This window comes from Streptomyces humicola (genome assembly GCF_024436035.1).
In the GTDB taxonomy this organism is placed as follows: domain Bacteria; phylum Actinomycetota; class Actinomycetes; order Streptomycetales; family Streptomycetaceae; genus Streptantibioticus_B; species Streptantibioticus_B humicola.
Map to the genome: position 1 here is coordinate 392,057 of NZ_JANFNG010000001.1, position 15,602 is coordinate 407,658.

The 15,602-nt window shown below is 68.7% G+C and carries 19 protein-coding genes; 9 read left to right on the forward strand and 10 right to left on the reverse strand.

The genetic code is table 11. From position 1 onward, the window contains the following. Positions 1-318: 318 nt before the first annotated feature. Both NGB36_RS01865 and NGB36_RS01870 read left to right on the forward strand, forming a co-directional pair. The gene (locus NGB36_RS01865) at positions 319-480 is read left to right on the forward strand and encodes a hypothetical protein (RefSeq protein ID WP_255918227.1); all 162 of its coding nucleotides are present in this window, start codon (positions 319-321) and stop codon (positions 478-480) included. Between the two features lie 315 nt (positions 481-795). Then, on the forward strand, positions 796-2,436 hold the full coding sequence (locus NGB36_RS01870; protein ID WP_255918228.1) for a PucR family transcriptional regulator: 1,641 nt from the start codon (positions 796-798) through the stop codon (positions 2,434-2,436). Positions 2,437-2,469: 33 nt separating this feature from the next. Here NGB36_RS01870 and NGB36_RS01875 read toward each other — a convergent pair whose 3' ends face one another. The 4 genes from NGB36_RS01875 to NGB36_RS01890 form a co-directional block, all read right to left on the reverse strand. Then, entirely contained in the window at positions 2,470-4,017 is a 1,548-nt protein-coding gene (locus tag NGB36_RS01875) for an NCS1 family nucleobase:cation symporter-1 (RefSeq protein WP_255918229.1), read from the reverse strand. A gap of 101 nt (positions 4,018-4,118) precedes the next feature. Next, a complete protein-coding gene (locus NGB36_RS01880; protein WP_255918230.1) occupies positions 4,119-5,135 on the reverse strand; it encodes a TIGR03842 family LLM class F420-dependent oxidoreductase in 1,017 nt (338 codons plus the stop codon). A 21-nt stretch (positions 5,136-5,156) separates the two neighbouring features. Beyond that, positions 5,157-6,557, reverse strand: a complete 1,401-nt coding sequence (hydA, locus tag NGB36_RS01885) for a dihydropyrimidinase (RefSeq protein ID WP_308288793.1) — start codon at positions 6,555-6,557, stop codon at positions 5,157-5,159. 20 nt (positions 6,558-6,577) lie between these two features. Continuing rightward, positions 6,578-7,420 carry a nitrilase-related carbon-nitrogen hydrolase gene (locus NGB36_RS01890; protein WP_255918231.1) on the reverse strand — a complete coding sequence of 281 codons (843 nt, stop codon included), beginning with the start codon at positions 7,418-7,420 and terminating at the stop codon, positions 6,578-6,580. A 98-nt stretch (positions 7,421-7,518) separates the two neighbouring features. Here NGB36_RS01890 and NGB36_RS01895 point away from each other — a divergent pair, with 98 nt between their 5' ends. After that, a complete protein-coding gene (locus NGB36_RS01895; RefSeq protein ID WP_255918232.1) occupies positions 7,519-7,647 on the forward strand; it encodes a hypothetical protein in 129 nt (42 codons plus the stop codon). 283 nt (positions 7,648-7,930) lie between these two features. Here the strand turns inward: NGB36_RS01895 and NGB36_RS01900 are convergent, their stop codons facing one another. From NGB36_RS01900 to NGB36_RS01915, 4 genes are all read right to left on the reverse strand, one after another. Continuing rightward, on the reverse strand, positions 7,931-8,296 hold the full coding sequence (locus NGB36_RS01900) for a Rossmann-fold NAD(P)-binding domain-containing protein (RefSeq protein ID WP_255918233.1): 366 nt from the start codon (positions 8,294-8,296) through the stop codon (positions 7,931-7,933). Between the two features lie 608 nt (positions 8,297-8,904). Next, the gene (locus NGB36_RS01905; protein ID WP_255918234.1) at positions 8,905-9,591 is read right to left on the reverse strand and encodes a hypothetical protein; all 687 of its coding nucleotides are present in this window, start codon (positions 9,589-9,591) and stop codon (positions 8,905-8,907) included. Positions 9,592-10,239: 648 nt separating this feature from the next. Beyond that, complete coding sequence (locus NGB36_RS01910; RefSeq protein ID WP_255918235.1) at positions 10,240-10,983, reverse strand: hypothetical protein; 744 nt, start codon at positions 10,981-10,983, stop codon at positions 10,240-10,242. A 66-nt stretch (positions 10,984-11,049) separates the two neighbouring features. Continuing rightward, on the reverse strand, positions 11,050-11,415 hold the full coding sequence (locus NGB36_RS01915; RefSeq protein WP_255918236.1) for a hypothetical protein: 366 nt from the start codon (positions 11,413-11,415) through the stop codon (positions 11,050-11,052). On the opposite strand from NGB36_RS01915, the gene NGB36_RS01920 reads away from it, so the two are divergent. Both NGB36_RS01920 and NGB36_RS01925 read left to right on the forward strand, forming a co-directional pair. Next, positions 11,396-11,617 carry a sigma factor-like helix-turn-helix DNA-binding protein gene (locus NGB36_RS01920; protein ID WP_308288794.1) on the forward strand — a complete coding sequence of 74 codons (222 nt, stop codon included), beginning with the start codon at positions 11,396-11,398 and terminating at the stop codon, positions 11,615-11,617. The genes NGB36_RS01915 and NGB36_RS01920 overlap by 20 nt on opposite strands. 193 nt (positions 11,618-11,810) lie before the next feature. Continuing rightward, positions 11,811-12,026 carry a hypothetical protein gene (locus tag NGB36_RS01925; RefSeq protein WP_255918237.1) on the forward strand — a complete coding sequence of 72 codons (216 nt, stop codon included), beginning with the start codon at positions 11,811-11,813 and terminating at the stop codon, positions 12,024-12,026. On the opposite strand, the gene NGB36_RS33625 is transcribed toward NGB36_RS01925, so the two are convergent. Then, positions 11,939-12,244, reverse strand: a complete 306-nt coding sequence (locus tag NGB36_RS33625; protein WP_372509355.1) for a copper chaperone PCu(A)C — start codon at positions 12,242-12,244, stop codon at positions 11,939-11,941. The genes NGB36_RS01925 and NGB36_RS33625 overlap by 88 nt on opposite strands. A gap of 90 nt (positions 12,245-12,334) precedes the next feature. After that, complete coding sequence (locus NGB36_RS01930) at positions 12,335-13,165, reverse strand: ferric reductase-like transmembrane domain-containing protein (protein ID WP_255918238.1); 831 nt, start codon at positions 13,163-13,165, stop codon at positions 12,335-12,337. A 306-nt stretch (positions 13,166-13,471) separates the two neighbouring features. On the opposite strand from NGB36_RS01930, the gene NGB36_RS01935 reads away from it, so the two are divergent. The 4 genes from NGB36_RS01935 (at position 13,472) to rpmF (ending at position 15,538) form a co-directional block, all read left to right on the forward strand. After that, complete coding sequence (locus NGB36_RS01935) at positions 13,472-14,446, forward strand: ATP-binding protein (RefSeq protein ID WP_255918239.1); 975 nt, start codon at positions 13,472-13,474, stop codon at positions 14,444-14,446. Between the two features lie 52 nt (positions 14,447-14,498). Beyond that, complete coding sequence (locus NGB36_RS01940) at positions 14,499-14,891, forward strand: SCO5389 family protein (protein ID WP_255918240.1); 393 nt, start codon at positions 14,499-14,501, stop codon at positions 14,889-14,891. Positions 14,892-15,013: 122 nt separating this feature from the next. Further along, a complete protein-coding gene (locus NGB36_RS01945; RefSeq protein ID WP_255918519.1) occupies positions 15,014-15,307 on the forward strand; it encodes a L28 family ribosomal protein in 294 nt (97 codons plus the stop codon). 60 nt (positions 15,308-15,367) lie between these two features. After that, positions 15,368-15,538: a 50S ribosomal protein L32 gene (rpmF, locus tag NGB36_RS01950; RefSeq protein ID WP_255918241.1), complete on the forward strand. Its 171-nt coding sequence runs from the start codon at positions 15,368-15,370 to the stop codon at positions 15,536-15,538. Positions 15,539-15,602: the final 64 nt, after the last annotated feature.

The following is a 15,602-nucleotide window of genomic DNA, read 5'->3' on the forward strand; positions in this document are numbered from 1 at the left end:
GCTATGTGGTCGGTAACCCGCCGAAAAAAGCTGATCATCCGTCAAATTCATTCGCACGGCTCAGTCGCGGGCTCTCCGGCGTCCCATCTCGAGGGCGAATCAAAGGCGGGTTGACCTCTTCTCTGAGGGCCGGAAGATCGGCGAAGTGAAGTGCAAGGACATCTACACCAAGGGCCGCGAGGGCTGATGGCGGGCCACCCGCGCCAGTTCGGCCCCTGCGGCGCCTACGGCGTCCCCGGGGGAGGGAGCGCCTGCCCGGCAGCTCGACGAGCTGGTCACCGGCATCTCTTCCGCGGTGGAGACCGAGCCGCGGCCTGCATGCGCTACCTCACCACCGGCACTCACGGCTACGAGGCGAAGCGCACGCATCGGCTGGCGGCATCGTCCGGGCTGCGCTGGTGCGCTGACCTGCTGCACGCGATCATCGACTGCTTCGAGAAGCACGCCTGGATGGTCAGCGCGGAGAACCGATCCGCCTGAAGTTGGTCCTCTGGCTTGTCGCGCACTGGCGTAGCGGCCGGGCGACACGCTCGGGGAACCGTTCCGCAGACGCGCCGCACGCGCCGGCCGCGCTCCGCGAACTGGTCCACGCCGAGCTGCGCGAACGGATCATCGGCGGCCGCCCGCAACCCGGCAGCCGCCTGGTCGCGCCCTGCGCCACGTCCGGCTCAACCACGCGCCCGCCCTCCGTCTCCTCTTCGGGTCGGCGCCTCGCCCGCCGTCGGAGCATAAACTCCACGAGATCGGCACCATCGGCAACGCCGGACGCGGCCAGAACCAGCGAGGTCGTCCCACGTGAGCGAAGAGATCGGCATACCGCCCACCCACACATCGTCGCTGACCGTGCGCGATGTGCTGGACCTCGACGTGGTGACCCCATGGGGCCCCGAGGTGGTGGCCGGTGCGGGGAACCTGGGGCGCCGGGTGCGCTGGATTCACGTGGCCGAGGCGACCGACGTGGGGGTCATGCTCACCGGCGGGGAGATGCTGCTGACCACGGGCGTCCTGCTGGCCGGGGACGAGCAGGCCCAGGTGGCCTACGTCCAGTCGCTGCACCAGGCTGACGCTGCCGCCGTGCTGCTGGGCCTGGGGCGGGCGTTCCGGACCACGCCTCCCGCGATGCGGCGCGCAGCGGAGCATTGCGGGCTGCCCTTGATCGTCCTGCATCGACCGGCGCCGTTCGCCCGGCTCACCGAGGAGGTGCACTCCCGGCTGGTGCACGGCCGGTTCGCGGCGCTCAACCTGTCCGAGCGGATCCGTTCCTCGCTCACCGCGCTCAACCTCTCCGGCGCCTCGTTGCAGCAGCTGCTCGACGAGATCGCCTCGTACAGCGGTTGTCCGGCAGTGCTGGTGAACCTGGCGCACCGGGTGCTCGCCACCGCCGGGGAGAAGAACGCGCTGAGCGAGCTGCTGCGTGACTGGGACCGGGTCTCCCGGCAGGTGGCCGATCTGGTGCGCAACGAGCCGGTGACCGTCGGCCCGGACGGCTGGATTGTGGCGGCGCTGGAGGCGCGCGGCCGGCAGTGGGGGCGGCTGGTCCTCTTCGGCTACCAGGGCTCGGAGGAGTCCGGCCAGGTGCTGGCCCGGCGGGCTGCGGAGGCGCTGGCGATGCACCGCCTGCTCGGGGAGGGCGACCGTGGCTGGGAAGGGCATGCGGCGGAGTCGCTCCTCACCGACCTTGCCTCGGGGACGGCGAGGCCGGAGCAGCTGCTCACCCGGGTTCGGGCCGCCGGCCTTCCGGTGAACCGCCGCGTCTTCGTGCCCCTGGTGGTCCGGCTGCCGGGCAACCGGGGGACGGCCGGCCGGGAGCAGCTGCCGGAGCTGATCGACCGGATCCTCGGCGAGGAGCCCGCGGTGGCGGGCCTGGCGGGGCGCATCGGACCGGACGGCGCCGCGGTGCTGCTCAGCATCGCCTTCGACCACGACGTCGACGCCGCCGTGCAGCGGGTCGCGGTGCAGGTCCACGAGCGGCTGGCGGTCCGGGAGTCGGCGGCGGTGATCGGCGCGGGCTTCGGGTGTACGACCCTCGACGAGGTGCGGCGCTCCTTCGTCGAGGCGGTGCATGTCGCCGACGCCGCGGTGGCGGGCCCGCCGGCTGCTCCCGTGGCGCGGCTGCGGGACGTACGGCTGCGCGGGCTCGTGCGGCTGCTGCGCGACGAGCCGCAGTTGCAGGCGTTCATCGAACGCGAACTCGGGCCGCTGCTGGAGAAAAGGACGCTCCTTGGCGTGTTGCGCACCTATCTGGAGACGGGCCGCAACAAGTCGCTCGCCGCGCAGGCGCACCACATCAGCCGGCCCGCGCTCTACCGGCGTCTGGAGTCCATCGAGACGCTGCTCGGGATCGACTTGGACGACTGGGAGCAGGTGGCGTCGCTGTACGTCGCGTTGCTCGCCCACCAGGCGCAGCGGGCCGCCGGCCCCGAGTCCGCCCAGTGAACCGGACGGCCTGCGGCTCGCCGCGTGGTGCTGTCAACGCACGGCCGGGGTCGGCCCGCCCGCCATCTGCCCGGCCGGTGCCAGCCGTGTCAGACCGGTGTAGAGCACGAGTGCGCAGGCGAGTCCGACCGCCCAGCCGTAGTCGGCAAGCGGTTTGAGGAAGGAGATCATGCCGCCGGACGGGAACGGGCCGCCGTACGAGCCGCCGACGGCGAGCAGACCGCCGACGACGAAGGCCACAAGCGCCCGCCAGTTCCAGCCGGAGGCGTACCAGTAGCTGCCGCCGGGGGTGTAGAGCTGGTCCAGCTCCAGGCGGGTGCGGCGCACGATCCAGTAGTCGGCGATGAGGATGCCGGCGACAGTGCCGAGCAGACCGCCCACCACGCCCAGCCACGTGAAGATGTAGATGTGCGGGTTGGAGATCAGCTTCCACGGCATGATGGCGATGCCGACCACGCCGGTGATCAGTGCCCCGGTGCGGAAGGTGATCAGCTTGGGCAGCAGGTTGGCCAGGTCGTAGGCGGGGCTGACGACATTGGCGGCGATGTTCACCGACAGGGTGGCGATCAACACCGTGAACAGCGCGAAGAGGGTGCCCGCGACGCTGTTCATCTTGGCGGCGAGCGCGATCGGGTCCCAGATCGGGGTGTGGTAGACGGCCTGTGAGCCCGAGGTGACCAGCACCGAGAGCAGCGCGAAGAGTGTCATGGTGGTCGGCAGCCCGAGCGCCTGTCCGCGGATCTGGGAGCGCTGGCTGCCGCCGAACCGGGTGAAGTCCGGGATGTTGAGGGAGAGCGTCGACCAGAAGCCGATCATGCCCATCAGAGAGGGGAAGAAGACCTTCCAGAAGCTGCCGCCCCAGCCGAGCTTGGACGGCTGGTGGAGCAGTGGGCCGAAGCCGCCTGCCTTGACGGTGATCCACGCCAGCAGCGCCAGGGCGCCGACGATGACGAACGGCGCTGCCCAGTTCTCGAAGCGCCGCAGCGTCTCCATGCCGCGGTGGATGACGATGATCTCCAGAACCCAGAAGAGCAGGAAGGAGAGCCACTGCGTCCACGGGAAGCCGCCGACGGCGGAGGCGGTCTGCCAGCCGTGCCCGAAGAGCTTACCCGCGAGCAGGAAGATGCCCTCGCCGCCGATCCATGACTGGATGCCGAACCAGGCGCAGGCGACGGCCGCCCGTACCAGCGCGGGAAGGTTGGCGCCACGCAGCCCGAAGGAGGCGCGGGCGAACACAGGGAAGGGAATGCCGTACTTGGTGCCCGCATGGCCGGTGAGCAGCATCGGGATCAGGACGATGACGTTGGCCAGGGCGATGGTGAACACCGCCTGCTTCCAGTCCATTCCGATCGCCACAAGACCGGAGGCGAGGGTCCAGGAGGGGATGTTGTGGGCCATGCCGACCCACAGGGCCAGGAAGTTGTAGGTGGTCCAGTGCCTGCGCTCCACCGGGACCGGCCGCAGGTCGGCGTTGGCGAAGTCGGGGTCGCTGAGCGAGACGCCGTCAGCCAGTTCGACGCGGCCGTCGGGGTGGGTGAGTTGGGCCGCCGAAGGCGAGGGCACGGGAGTTGCAGCGGACATGTACGGCCACCTCGGTTCGCGAGATCTCGCACGGGGGACGGGAGGAAACCCGGCGTGCACGGCGCTGGGCCGCCGGAGGTGCTCCGCTCCGGCCGGAGCGGTCAGCCGAGTGCGGGGATGACGTGGGCGCCGTAGGCGTCGATGACCGGCTCCACGGCATCGTGCATGGCGTAGACCGCGAACTGGTCCACGCCCAGGTCGCGCAGCGCCTTCAACTGGGCGGTCTGTGCCTCGGGCGGACCGATGAGGCAGAACCGGTCCACGATCTCGTCGGGCACGAACGCGGTGTCCGGGTTCCCGGTGCGGCCGTGGTGACGGTAGTCGTACCCCTGCCGCTCCTTGATGTACGCGGTGAGCGCCTCCGGCACCCTCGCCGAGTGCTCGCCGTATCGCGCGACCAGGTCGGCGACGTGGTTGCCGACCATGCCGCCGAACCAGCGGCACTGCTCCCGGGCGTGTGCCAGGGCCCCGGGAGAGTCGTCGTCGGTGACGTACGCGGGCGCCGCCACGCAGATCGTCACCTCGTCCGGGTCCCGTCCGGCCTCGGCGGCCGCGTTCCGTACCGCCTTGACCATCCACTCCGTGAGGAAGGGGTCGGCGAGCTGAAGAATGAACCCGTCGGCCTGCCTCCCCGTCAGGGCCAGCGCCTTCGGCCCGTACGCCCCCATCCACACCGGCAGCGAGGCGCCCTCCCTCACCCACGGCAGGCGCATCGCGGTGCCGTCCACCACCGCTTCCCGGCCCTCCGCTAGCTCCTTGATCGCATGCATCGCCTCGGACAGCCGCCCCAGCGTCGCCGGTTTGCGGCCTGCCACGCGCATGGCCGAGTCGCCGCGCCCGATCCCGCACACCGTCCGGTTGCCGAACATGTCGCCCAACGTGGCGAACAGTGATGCCGTCACCTCCCAGGTGCGGGTCGATGGATTGGTCACCATCGGGCCGACGACCATCCGTTCGGTGGCCGCCAGGATCTGGCTGTAGATGACGAACGGTTCCTGCCACAGCACCGCCGAGTCGAAGGTCCAGCCATGGGTGAAGCCTGCCGACTCGGCGCGCTTCATCCGCTCGACCAGCAGCGAGGCGGGCGGGTCGGTCTGCAGCACAAGGCCGATGTCCATGGGAAACCTCCGGTTCTCGGGTCAGCTGAGGTACTGGCAGGTCGAGCGCGTCTGGTAGCGGCCGTGGCCGGACCGGCCCAGATAGGTGCCGTCGTCGATCACCACCGTGCCCCTGGAGAGCACGGTGGCAGACTTGCCGCGCACGCGCATGCCCTCGTACGCCGAGTAGTCGACGTTCATGTGATGGGTTGTCACGGACAGGATGTGCGTCACGTCCGGGTCGTAGATCACGATGTCGGCGTCGGAGCCGGGCGCGATGGTTCCCTTGCGGGGATAGAGCCCGAACATCCGCGCAGGCGTCGCCGAGGCGATCTCGACCCACCGCCGTCGTGAGATGCGGCCGTCCACCACTGCCTGGTGCAGCAGGTCCATCCGGTTCTCCACCCCAGGCAGGCCGTTGGGGATCTTCGAGAAGTCCCCCGTGCCCAGCTCCTTCTGACCCGCGAAACAGAACGGGCAGTGGTCCGTCGAGACCACCTGGAGGTCGTTGGTCCGCAACCCCTGCCACAGCGCCGCCTGGTGCTCCTTGGGCCGCAGCGGCGTGGAGCAGACGTACTTCGCTCCTTCGAACCCGGGCTCGGCGAGGTTGTCCGTCGACAGGAACAGGTACTGCGGACACGTCTCGCCGAAGACATTGAGTCCCCGGTCGCGGGCCGCCGCAAGCTCCGCCACCGCCGACTCGGCAGAGACGTGCACCACATACAGCGGCGCGCCCGCCACCTCCGCCAGCCGGATCGCCCGGTGCGTCGCCTCGGCCTCCAGCAGCTCGCGGCGCGCCTCACCGTGGTACCGCGGATCCGTCCGGCCGGCCGCCAGCGCCTGCTCGACGAGGACGTCGATGGCGATGCCGTTCTCGGCGTGCACCATCACCAGGCCGCCGCCCGCCGCACCCTGCTGCATCGCCCGCAGAATCTTCCCGTCGTCGCTGTAGAAGACCCCGGGGTAGGCCATGAACAGCTTGAAGGAGGTGACCCCCTCATCCACCAGGAGGTCCATCTCCTTCAGGCTGTCCTCGGTCACGTCTGCGAGGATCATGTGGAAGGCGTAGTCGATGGCGCAGTTGCCTTCCGCCTTGGCATGCCAGGCGTCGAGGCCCTCGCGCAGCGACCGCCCGACGCTCTGCACGGCGAAGTCCACGATGGTCGTCGTGCCGCCCCAGGCCGCCGCCCGGCTGCCGGTCTCGAAGGTGTCCGAGGCGTACGTTCCGCCGAACGGCAGCTCCATGTGCGTATGGGCGTCCACTCCGCCGGGGATGACGTACTTCCCCGATGCGTCGATCACCGTCTGCGCCGACCAGCCCTCCGCCACCGCACTGCCGGTGGTAGCCAGCGCCACCACCCGCTCACCTTCGATCAGGACGTCCGCCGCCATCTCCTCGGCTGCCGTGATCACCAGTCCGCCGCGTATCACCGTACGAGCCACTGCCAGTTCTCTCCTTCACGTCAGGATTCGGTGAGGGGGCTGTACGCCTCGGGGCGGCGGTCGCGGTAGAACGCCCACCGCCGGCGGACCTCGTCGATCACCGCGAAGTCCAGGTCGCGGACGAGGAGTTCCTCCTCCTTGTCGGAGGCGACGTCGCCGACGAACTGGCCACGCGGGTCGACGAAGTAGCTGGTGCCGTAGAAGTCGTTGTCGCCGTACTCCTCGACGCCCACCCGGTTGATGGCGGCGACGAAGTACTCGTTGGCGACCGCGGCCGCAGGCTGCTCCAGCTGCCACAGGTACCCGGACAGGCCGCGCGAGGTCGCGGACGGGTTGTAGACGAGCTGGGCGCCGGCGAGGCCGAGGGCACGCCAGCCCTCGGGGAAGTGCCGGTCGTAGCAGATGTAGACCCCGACCCTGCCGACGGCGGTGTCGAAGACCGGCCAGCCCAGGTTGCCCGGCTTGAAGTAGTACTTCTCCCAGAACCCCTTGACCTGCGGGATGTGGTGCTTGCGGTACTTGCCCAGGTAGCTTCCGTCCGCGTCGATCACGGCCGCGGTGTTGTAGTAGAAACCGGACTGCTCGATCTCGAAGACCGGGACGACGATCACCATGCGGAGCTCCTTGGCGAGCGCCTGCATCCGCTGAATCGTGGGTCCGTCCGGGACCGGCTCCGCCCAGTCGTAGTGCTCCGCCTCCTGCACCTGGCAGAAGTACGGGGCATTGAACACCTCCTGGAACCCGATGATCTGCGCACCTTGGCCGGCTGCCTCACGCACGTACCGCTCGTGCAGATCAATCATCGACTCCTTGTCACCCGTCCACTTCGTCTGGACAAGGGCGGCGCGCACCACACGACTCATCGGTCATCTCCCACGGAATATCGGATTTCCCCGTTGGCGGTGATTCCGCTGACATTAGGAGCCGGTACGACGTCAGGTGTAGTGCCACGGTGTAACGCGTGCTCACCTTTGCGTTCCACGGCGCCAACCCGAAAGTCACCGTGCCGCTGTATGTCAAGAACGGCGACGCGACCGGTGAATTCCTGGTCTCTTCGCGGGCGTCGGCGTTTCCGCCGCGTAACGGCTGACGTCCGGGCGCGGCACCGCCGGCCGTGGGCAGCCGGCCGCGCTGCTGCTGCATGCTGCCCGCGAACGGACGGTCGTCGACGTAGGGACCCCGCCCGGCAGACGGCACAAGCCGGAGGAGGTGGGTCGGGCAGCGCTGCGGGGGTGGCTGCCCGCCGCAGGGATCGACTGACTCGCGCGCTCTGCTCGCGTCGCGAGCACCGAACGGAGTGCTGCCGCTGCCGCTGTCGCTGACCGCACCGGGTCCGTGGGGGCCATGCACAGGGCAACCCCACGTGAGCTGCTTCAGCCGGTGAACAGGCCGGCGTTCTTGCGAACGAAATCGGCTACCCCTGAAGGGGGCCTCCCGGTGACCTGCTCCACGCCGTCCGCCGTGCGATCGTACCGGTTCTCCGCATGAAGCCGAGCCATGGTCGAGATGTGCTGGAAAACGTGGTCCGGAAGCCCGAGCGAACCGAGATCGTTGTCGAGCCATTCCTGCAGTGGAACGTCGGTATAGCTGACCGGCCTTCCCAGAGCCGCGGAAACCTCCGCCGCCATAGCGGCGATGTCGTCCGAGCGCGGGCCGGTCAGCTCGTAGATCCGGCCGATGTGCGGGGCCGGGTCGGCCAGGATCTCCTCCACGACTGCGGCGACGTCGTCAGCCTCCACCGGGGAGGTCTGCTGGTCCGAGGAATCGGGCGACAGAGTCCTCGTGGGACAACATCAGTTCGGTGCCGAGGTACCGGCTGATCTGGCGTGGCGGGCTCGGCGGTCCAGCTTGCCGGCAGCCGAAGTGCCTCAGCGGACGGTGACCAAGCTCGGCGGCGTAGATGCCGAGGACCTGCTCCGGGTCGCTGCCAGCAAGCCGGCCCCCACCAGCACGGGGTGCGCCGCGGCATCACCGCCCACGCCCTCGACGCGGACAAGGCCCCCACCTTGTGGTGGCTGTCCACGGAATTACTGGCCCTCTGAGGGAACGTCAAGGATCGTGACGGGTCGCCCGCGGACGGCCCCGTGCTGGGGAGGTCCAGCCCTGGCCAGCACTGCTCATCGCTGGTCGGACGCGCCTCAGCCCGGATCCGGACTGAGGCGCGTTCCGCGCCGCTCGTGGACGTTGTCCTCGTCCGGGGCGGCCACTGGATCCGTGTACGCCGGCCTTAGCGGCTGCGCAGTTGGCCTGGCCGCGGTTGCCGAGCACAGAGCGCCGCCGCCGTCTCACTTGTACGCATCCCGACGCCGAGCCGCTCACCAGGTGGATGAGCGGGAACGGCAGGTGCTCAGGTGGTCTGGTACAGACCGCGGCCGACGCGCTGGATGTCGTGGTTCACCACGAGCCGCTCCAGGGCAGTGCGTACCGAGTTCACACTGCCGTCGGTCTTCTCCCGGCCGAGAAGTTCATTGACCTCTCCGGCACGCAGGGGCTTTTTGGACTTGCCCAGCACTGCAACGATGGACTTCGACAGTCCCGGCGTCCTGGTGCGCTTCGTGGTTGCGGGGTTGTCCTGCTTGGCTGTTCCGGTGGCCTTTCGAGCTGCCCGAGTCTCGTTCTTCTTCGGCGTCGTCGTCTTCGGGGTCTTGTCGCGGCCGTCGGCGGCCGTTGAATTCTTCACCGCCCGCGGTGCTTTCGTGCCCTTCGCGCGACGCGGCGCGGGTACCGTTTTTGCGGACGCGGTGCTCGGCGTCTGCTCCTCGAGGGCAGATTCCGGCTCTGCGATGGCGGGTGCCGCGGCAGCCGCCGGCGTTGCCGGCGTTGTCGTCGTGGATGCCGGCTCGGGCAGCGGCGCGGGGGCACCGTTGAGGGCCTTCAAGCCGGCCACAGCGGTGCGGACGATCTCAAGGCGTTGGGTCACTGCCGCGAGGTCGTTCTCCAGCGACTTCTGCCGATGTTCGAGCTGGGGGAGTTCCGCCTCCAAGGCGGTGATGGTCGATGCAATGCCGCTATGCGTGCCAGTCGTTGTTGCCACCGTGTGTTCCTTCTTCTCTCAGATGGCCATAGCTACGCCGTACGCAGCTTGGGAGCGATCACACAGATCCTGTGCATGGCCGTTAGTGATCCCATTACGTTAACGCACGTGCTGGATGACGGCATCCAACCGGTGCATCACCGTGTGGTTCGACATCCTTACCAACGCCTGGACGCCTCGCAGGGAAGAGCCCGGTCACTAAGCCGGTAGCGATTGAACTTCCCTGTGTGGACGCGTACTTGGGCGATGCAGGCCAAGCCGGGGGACGGTATGTCGTTGACAGCGGCTGGTCAATACCTGCCGCGGCAACGGGGGAGCGCGCGCTGAGAATGCTCGCGTCCCCAATGATGACGGCATCGCACCGCTTGAGGCCGGCTTCCCATCCTCGGCCGCGCATCACGAAAGGTGCCGAGGGGGGTTGGGGCATACGGAGCACGCTTGGCAGATCCTGGCCTCGGGCGGTCCGTGGACCGTAGGGCACAGACCGGGATCGCGGCGAGAGTCAGGCGTGATCCCGGGCGGGCCCGAGCGCGCGTGCCAGTCGGCTCAAGGGGTGACAGCCGTCATGCTGCCTGCAGTGAGTCTGTCGCGGAGCGTGGCCACCGTGGGCGGCGCCGGTGCACCTCCCGGGCGGCACTTCCGCGGTGCTCAAGATGAGCCGGCACGCGGCCATGGCGATGCCCATTGCGAGATGTGCTGCGTCGATGTCCGGTTCGATCGTCCGACGGCGTAGTGGCGCCACTGCCAGGCGTCCGGCGCAGTAGAGGCGACGACGAGCATGATCACGGCGAATGAGTCGGTCAGCCATGCAGGCCCCATCGTGTTGCCGTCCTTCCGCGATGTGAATGGTGATGAGGTCGTCAGGCCGCGGCCGTATCGGGCACTGGTCGCGCGACTCGGCGGGGCCAGTAGGCGGCGGCCAGCAGTGCCAGCAGCGGTCCGGAGTTGGGGTCGGTGCCCTGGCCGGTGAGCATGCCTCCCAATGCTTCGCCGACCAGCCAGATCACCGCTGAGGGCGAGCAAGGCCAGCACCAGGACTGCGCGAGCGGCCGGAGCGGGGAGGAAGATTCCTGCCGCGACGACGGCGAGGATCACGGCGAGCGCGATCGAAGCGTCGAGTCCGCGGTGCGCGACCACTGTGGCCGAGTGGTTGAGGATCGTGGTCAGCCAGCGGGGTTGCCCGGAGGCCATCTGCGCGATCATGTCGTGCAGCCCTTGCGGGGCCCGATTCGCCCGCAGGACCGCGAAGTAGGCCAGGCTCCCCCACAGCACCAGCCACAGCAACCGTGCCGCCGTGGCGCCTACGGTTTGCGCGGCCACGAACGTATCGGCCCCGCTCTGCTCGCTGCCCGTCGGCCACAGCAGCACCGCCAGCAGTGCGTAGAGGATCACCGCGCCGGGTGCTCCCGAGACGGGGCTCGCGGTATCGGCGAGTACGCCGCCGAGGCCCTCGCCGAACTACCACACCGCCAGTGCCCAGCCGATCGAGGCGGCCAGTGCCCATTTCGTCGTCGGCCGCCAGGCGATCCCCAGGCCCACAGCGAGCTGGACGGTGGCGAAAACGGCGTTCGTCCACACCGGGTGACGTGCGACGATCCCGGCCGCCCAGGTGATCGAGTGCGCGATCCAGGCCGGGTTGCCCTGTGCCGTGACCGCGAGGGTCTGGCTGCCGAAGGCTTTGGTGAACATGTAGGGCTGGAACTGCAGGACTGCGTCGAGGACCCAGATCGCCGAGACCGAGGACTGGCAGACCGCGGCGGAGAGAGCCCAGCCCAGATGGGTACCGGGATTCGACGAGGGAGTGGTGCTGCGCGAGCTCCTCAACGCGCTGGACGAGACCCGCCGCGAGGCGTTTGTCCTCACCCAGATGATCGGACTGCCGTACGCGGACGCGGCAGCAGTCGTAGGGTGCCCGGCTGGCACCGTCCGCTCCCGCGTCGCCCGGGCCCGCGCGGATCTCAGCGGATGGCTGAGCACGGCCGAGGACGGTGCGTACGCGGTGGCCCCTGAGGTAGTCGCCGCATAGCTGTTGCCAGTTCCCGGTGATCTCGGTTGCGCTGAAGCACTGGAGGGGCGCGTTGGGGCACTGACGCCCTCGCTTTTGCCTCCGCGCCGGGATCGGTTCGCGCTTCCCCGCCCAGGTGTTCGGGTATCCCCCCTTCATCAGGGCGGGGACGCGCGAGGCCAACCGCCGTAGAGCGCTCGAAAGGTCGACAACGATGGCGGGGATGAAGGGTCTGGAGCCGGTGGCGACATTCTGCGGGAAGTGCAGCTGTGGCTGCCCGCAGCTCTTCGTGGACTCCGCGGCCGCCAGCGAGCGCCGAGTGGTGATCACCGACGACTTCGGTCAGCGCATACAGATGAGTGCCGACCAGTTCTCGTCGCTGATAGAGGAGGCGAAGGCCGGGCACCTGGACGGCGTCGCGACCGCCTGACGCCCGGGGGCACGATCGTCGGCGCCACCGTGGGTCCGGGTGAGCATCGTCGCACCGGTGACCGGCGATGTGACGCCTACGAGGTCGTCATCAGCGTCCCCGGTGTTGCTCACGGTGAACATGGCGGCGGTCGGCTCACCGTTGCAGGGGGGAGCAGTTCCGCATCGGTGACGCCGACGTCCGCCGGTCTGCCCGCCGATCCACTGACGACGGTCCAGGCGCGCTGGTACTGCTGCCCAAGCGGTACCGCGCCTCGCCCTTCGGTCGTCGTACGTCTGCTCAGCCGCCTCGGAAGACGGGTCTCGGGGTCACTGGATGCTGTGAACCACCGACGCATAGCTCCCGTTCGCGAGGATCACGACGATGCCGACCGCCGCGGCGGCGCTTGCACAGGCAAGTCCGTAGCGGACAGCCCCGGACCACACTCCGTTCCTGCTGCGAGCCGCGGGGTGCAGCAGCCTCCGGATGAAGAGGACGAGGAGCGGGATCTGGGCGACCCAGAGGAGCGGCCGTACCCAGTTGTAGTACTTGATGTCGGCACCGATGATCAGTGTGTGCCACACCGAAAGGACGTAGACGACCAGGGCGAATCGATGGGCCAGCCGCCACGTGCGGACTCCGATCGTGTCGCGCAGGTAGTAAGTGGGGCCGAGCAGCACCGCGAGGTAGAAGGCGAAGATCCCCAGGTTGTATGCGAGGACGGCTGCTTGCCAGCTCGCCTGCCATGGCACGAAAACCGATACGAGACTGTCGCCCATCGCGTCGAAGGCGGTCGCCAGCGCGTGGACCAGGATGAGCGCGATCACCAACACCGAAATCTGACGGTGCAACCGGTCCGTCTGCCGCCGGGACAGCGGGAGCCACCGCATCCTGCGGCCCGACCGGGTAAGACCCAGCGCCACACCGGCATAGGCCCAGACCAGGGCCGCCAACCCGGTGGCCTGAAGGACCGGGAACGCCCAGAAGACGCCCATCTGGTTCATGTGCATCGACGGCATACCGATCGCCGCGGCACTACTGTCACGGGACTGGAGCCGATAGATCCACACATAGAACGGCGCAGTCGTAAGGATGCCCAGCAGCCCCACAATCGCTGCTGAACGCCAGGCGCTCGTGCGGCCGCCATTCGAACTGTCCATCGGTCGGCCGGCCGCTAGATCCGGCCGCTGCTTGCTGAGTTCCACGGCACAGTAGTCGGACCGATTCCTCCGATGGTTCCCCGCGAAATCGCAGATGGATTCAGTGGCGCCCCCGGAACCTACGGGCTGGGAGGACAGCCGCCGGGCGTGGGGCAGACACGGGCGCCTCACCTGCCATCCCAGTGCTCTCCTGGTCCCTGGGCTCAAGCGGGTTGGAGTGGAGCCGGCTTGACATTGCGTCACGTGATGCGTGAGGCTGTGAGTAGATCAGAATGGTTTTCATGTTCGTTAGGGGATCCGGGCATCATGAAGATTGCCTTCGTGGGCAAGGGCGGCAGTGGCAAGACCACCCTGTCGGCGCTCTTCTCCCGTCATCTGGCGGCCTCGGGCGGCACTGTCGTCGCGGTGGACGCCGACATCAACCAGCACCTGGGGGTGGCGCTCGGGCTGTCGGAGGAGGAGGCGGCCTCGCTGCCGGGCATGGGCGGGCGGCTGGCGGAGATCAAAGAGTATCTGCGCGGGAGCAATCGGTTGATCAGCTCCGCAGCGGCCATGGTCAAGACGACGCCGCCCGGGCGTGGATCGCGACTGCTGCGGCCTGGTGGACCCGATCCCCTCCACGATGAATTGGCCCGCCACGTGGACGGAGTGCAGTTGCTGGCGGCGGGCGCCTTCACCGAGGAGGATCTGGGAGTTGCCTGCTACCACTCCAAGGTTGGCGCAGTGGAGCTGTACATGAACCATCTGGTCGATCTGCCCGGCGAGTACGTGGTGGTCGACATGACGGCCGGTGCCGACTCCTTCGCCTCCGGGATGTTCACCCGGTTCGATCTGACCTTCATCGTGGCCGAGCCGACACGTAAGGGCGTGTCGGTCTACCGCCAGTACCGGGACTATGCATCCGAGTACGGGGTCGCACTCGCCGTCGTCGGCAACAAGATCACCGGACCGGACGACGTGGCATTCCTGCAGGAGCAGGTGGGCGAGGATCTGCTGGCGTGCCTGGAGTTCTCGCCGTACGTCCGCGCCCAGGAACAGGGGCGGCACGCCACATTGGAGGAGCTGGAGTCGGCCAACCGTGCCGCACTGGACCGGTTGCACGCGGCGGTGGACGCCCGGCCGAAGAAATGGGCCGCCTTCCAGGCGCATGCGGTGCAGTTCCACCTGAAGAACGCCGCGGCCTGGGCGAACAGCGCCACGGGCGAGGACCTGACCGCCCAGATCGACCCGGACTTTGTTCACGGCCCCGACGCCCTTCGGGCTCAGGCCGGCCTGCACTGACCCCCGGCGCCGACTCAGCACCCCCAACCACGCGCCAACGATTGGAATTCGCATGTCCCTCGAGGTTTCTCCCACGCTCCTCGCTCAGGCGGAGCGTGGCGAGGTCGACGAAGCCGCCTTCGTCGACACCGTCCGCACCTCCCTGCCGTATGCGTACGGGCTGATCTCAGGTCTGGTCGATGAGCTGGAGCGCGGTTCGGCTCCGTTCGCGGACAACACGACCCCGCCGCCCTCGGAGGCCGAGCGCGGCCAGTTGCTGCGGGCCCTGGCGAGCGACGCGATCCGCGCCAGCCTGGAGCGGCACTTCGGGGTGCGCCTGGCCTTCCAGAACTGCCACCGGGTCGCCGCATTCCGCCCGCAGGAGGCGCAGGGCGACAGCTACGCCCGCTTCACCTCGCTGCGTGCCCAGGTACTCAACCAGTCGCCACAGCTACGCGACTGCTGACCCGCCACGCACGATGAATCACCCTCCGTCCGCCTGGTGCGGTCGGCGGAGAGTGAACCTGTTTGCGGCCGGTCCCGGCGGTGGATTTGAGCTTGATGATCGGGCGGAGTTCGTTGCGGGCCATGGCGCCACGATATAAAGAACTGGTTTTCATTTTCATCAAGCGTTACGGTGAGGAGGTGAGGACTTCTACCTCGACCGCCCACCGGAGGGAAACCGTGTCAGCCCATTGCCGGCTCACCGGCCGCAAGCCCGCAGTCGGCAACAGCATCTCCCACTCGCACCGGCATACCAGGCGCCGCTTCGTCGACGGTCGGCCCCGCGGCCACCTGCGCGCCTTCGGCATCTCCCGCATCCGGCTGTGCGAGATGGCGCGCGCGGGAGAACTGCTCGGCGTCCGCGAGAGCAGCTGGTAGCGGACGGCCGACCCGAGAAAAACCCAGAGCCGAGAGAGCCCCAGAGCAAGGAGGCAGGCCATGGCCGTGCCCAAGCGGAAGATGTCCCGCAGCAACACCCGTCATCGCCGTGCGCAGTGGAAGGCGAGCCGCCCCGATCTGGTGCCCATCACCATCGACGGCTCTGAGTACCTGGTGCCACGCAGGCTCGTGCGGGCCTACCAGCGCGGCTTGATCGAGCCCGAGAGCTGACGGTGCCATGAGGCGTCGGGCTGCGGGCGGCGGGCGGGCGTGGGCTCCGGGGGCGCGGCCGTTC

Excerpts from the sequence above, each read along its gene's own strand:
- NGB36_RS01865 (WP_255918227.1), top strand. The coding sequence starts at position 319 with ATGCGCTACCTCACCACCGGCACTCACGGCTACGAGGCGAAGCGCACG.
- NGB36_RS01875 (WP_255918229.1), bottom strand. The coding sequence starts at position 4,017 with ATGTCCGCTGCAACTCCCGTGCCCTCGCCTTCGGCGGCCCAACTCACC.
- NGB36_RS01880 (WP_255918230.1), bottom strand. The coding sequence starts at position 5,135 with ATGGACATCGGCCTTGTGCTGCAGACCGACCCGCCCGCCTCGCTGCTG.
- NGB36_RS01890 (WP_255918231.1), bottom strand. The coding sequence starts at position 7,420 with ATGAGTCGTGTGGTGCGCGCCGCCCTTGTCCAGACGAAGTGGACGGGT.
- NGB36_RS01925 (WP_255918237.1), top strand. The coding sequence starts at position 11,811 with ATGGCGGGGATGAAGGGTCTGGAGCCGGTGGCGACATTCTGCGGGAAG.
- NGB36_RS01930 (WP_255918238.1), bottom strand. The coding sequence starts at position 13,165 with ATGGACAGTTCGAATGGCGGCCGCACGAGCGCCTGGCGTTCAGCAGCG.
- NGB36_RS01935 (WP_255918239.1), top strand. The coding sequence starts at position 13,472 with ATGAAGATTGCCTTCGTGGGCAAGGGCGGCAGTGGCAAGACCACCCTG.
- NGB36_RS01940 (WP_255918240.1), top strand. The coding sequence starts at position 14,499 with ATGTCCCTCGAGGTTTCTCCCACGCTCCTCGCTCAGGCGGAGCGTGGC.
- NGB36_RS01945 (WP_255918519.1), top strand. The coding sequence starts at position 15,014 with ATGGCGCCACGATATAAAGAACTGGTTTTCATTTTCATCAAGCGTTAC.
- rpmF (WP_255918241.1), top strand. The coding sequence starts at position 15,368 with ATGGCCGTGCCCAAGCGGAAGATGTCCCGCAGCAACACCCGTCATCGC.